The sequence below is a fragment of the Blastomonas sp. genome (assembly GCF_041747255.1).
Classification (GTDB): Bacteria; Pseudomonadota; Alphaproteobacteria; order Sphingomonadales; family Sphingomonadaceae; genus Blastomonas.
On sequence record NZ_JBGTFM010000280.1, the window covers coordinates 1 to 2,359 of the forward strand.

Sequence of the window (2,359 nt, forward strand, 5' to 3'; positions counted from 1 at the left end):
GACCGTCGAGGGGCTGGTCGGCTGCCTGCGCGCAAACCGCCGCGCCAATGCGGCAGCGGGGATGCCGCGCAACGGGCGTCGGGCGGGCTACTATCGCCGCATGCTGGTCGAGGATCGCGGTCTGTTCGGCGATTGCTACGCCTTGAGCGGCGATTTTGTCGCGCGGCTCAGAGCCAGCGGGGTGCGGCTGCCCGAGGATCTTGTCGGTGACGACAGCCTGATCGCGGCGCTGGCGAACAACGACCTGGGCCGCGACGCCGACCGCAGAGAGGATGCGGTTGTGCCTTGCGCCACGGGGGGGTTCCTGTGCGAGCCGACCGCGTTGACGGTCCCCGGGCTGAAGCTGCAGGCGAAGCGCATGGTGAATTATTCGGTGCGCCACTTCCAGAACCGGATCATCAGCGCGTTGATGCAGAGCGAAGGCCCCGGGGCGCTGCCGCAGCGGATGGCCGTTCTTTATCCCGAGTGGCTGCCGCGCCTGCGCCCGCGGCTCAACCCGCTGTGGTTTGAATTCGATCGCCGGGCATTGGCAAGGATGCGGGCCGCTGCCTGATCATGGCCCAGCTGTCGTGGACGACACTGCGCCAGCCCAGCCAGATCACCGCCGCATAGGTCAGCCCCCCCGTCGCCGCCAGGGCAGCCAGCCTTAGCGGCGCGGGCCAGTCGGGCAGCACCGCTTTGAGTGCCAGCACCGCCACCGCCATCGCCGCGCAGCCGACGATCGCCGGCCAGATCGATCGGAACCAGGCAAGGGCTCCGACCCCGGCTATCGGCAAGGTCAGCGCAAGAGTGAAGGCGAGCAGCAGGGGAGCAGCCACCCACCAGGCCTGGACCAGCCCCATCGGACCGTATTCGACGCCGAAGTAGAAACCGGTGGTGAACACTATCGCACCGAACAGGCTGGCATAGACATCGATCCGGGGATGACCGGTGGCGTTGGTCGCGGGCGCGCAGATGATCTCGAGCGAGCGCAGCGGCATGATCAGCGCCAGCCCGGCAACGATCGGCGCCATCGGCATCCATTTTGCCCCGAACAGCGTCGCGATCGCTTCGGGCGCGGTGAGCGCGAGACCGATGTGGATCGGGGCGGTAAGGATTGCGACCGTGCGCACCGAGCGCAGGAAATAGGGCGCGAGGCTGAGCCCGGCCTTGTGGAGTTCGGCATAGGCGGGGAAGGCGACTTCGTTGAGCGGCGGCAGAAAGCGACCACTGACGATCAGGGTCAGAAACAGCGCCTCGGCATAGAGGCCCAGCTCGTAGGGTTCGAAAATCCGGCCAGCGATAAAGATGTCGCTCTGGCTTTGGACGATCCACAGCATCTGGCACAGCGTCATCGCCCCGCCGTAGCTGACCATCGCGCCCGCGCCTTTGAAGTCGAACACCGGCATTGTCAGCGGCCAGGCACCGATCGTGACCCCGATGGCCCGCACCGTGAAGGCGACGATCGGGGCCCACACCAGCGCCCAGACCCCATATCCGTACCAGGCCATCGCCAGCGCGGTCACGGCCCCGGTCACCGAGGCGACGATATTGGCGATCGCCTGGATCCGGAACGACAGCTCGCGCGACAGCAGGGCGCTGGGCAGCGCGATGAAGGGTGTGGTCAGGAACAGCAGCGCCTGGATGTAGAGCATGTCCTCGATCAGCGGCTCGTTGTAATAGAGCGCGGCATAGGGGGCGATCAGGATCTGCATCACGGCCAGCCCGAAGTTGAGCGCCAGCAGCAGCGCAAAGGCCTGGCCGATATCGCGCTTGCCGATCCGCTCCTGCTGGATCAGCGAATTGGCAAAGCCCCAGCCATTGAGGAAAGCCAGCGCCGCAAGCACGACCTGGCTCATCGCAAACAGGCCGTAATCGCTGGGATCGAGCAGGCGCACGACAAGGAGCGTCGAACCCCAGGTGATGATCTGCGCGACGACCTGGCTGCCATAGCGCCAGGCGAGCGCGTTGCGGACACGGCCTCCGAAGCCTGCGGGGGCGGGGCCACCCGGGTCGGGCAAGTTCCCTGTATCGCTGTGCGCGCCATCGCGGCGCTGGTTCGTGCCTGTCATGCCCGAGGAGTAGAATCGATTGGCAGCTAAAGCGAGACGCCAGTGGTGCGGTACCAGACGTGGGACTCGCTGAGTCGTCGATATTGAACTGTCCAATTGACCGGGTTTCTCCCTCGAGGGAGGCTCCAGGCGCCCGCAAACCCCTTCTTGAAGCCTTCGGAAGGCCCCCCACATGACGCTTTGGGGACAAGGTGAAACCCGCGGTTTTCTGCAGTTTTTTCGACCTCACGAAATAAAATTGCAAAAACCCGTTGACCCGAATCAGAGGTCCCCATATATGACCTCTCACCGGAGCGAAGCAGCCCACT

The 2,359-nt window shown here is 65.4% G+C and carries 1 protein-coding gene and 1 pseudogene; one reads left to right on the forward strand and one right to left on the reverse strand.

Features of this window, described 5'->3' with window-relative positions; genetic code table 11:
• Nucleotides 1-553 (forward strand): annotated as a pseudogene (locus ACEW8G_RS09500) (family 2 glycosyl transferase); the annotation flags it as partial.
• On the opposite strand, the gene ACEW8G_RS09505 reads toward ACEW8G_RS09500, so the two are convergent.
• Nucleotides 492-2,051 carry a lipopolysaccharide biosynthesis protein gene (locus ACEW8G_RS09505; RefSeq protein ID WP_373488186.1) on the reverse strand — a complete coding sequence of 520 codons (1,560 nt, stop codon included), beginning with the start codon at nt 2,049-2,051 and terminating at the stop codon, nt 492-494. The pseudogene ACEW8G_RS09500 and the gene ACEW8G_RS09505 overlap by 62 nt on opposite strands.
• Nucleotides 2,052-2,359: the final 308 nt, after the last annotated feature.

Coding starts and splice junctions, on each gene's coding strand:
- ACEW8G_RS09505 (WP_373488186.1), bottom strand. CDS start 2,051: ATGACAGGCACGAACCAGCGCCGCGATGGCGCGCACAGCGATACAGGG.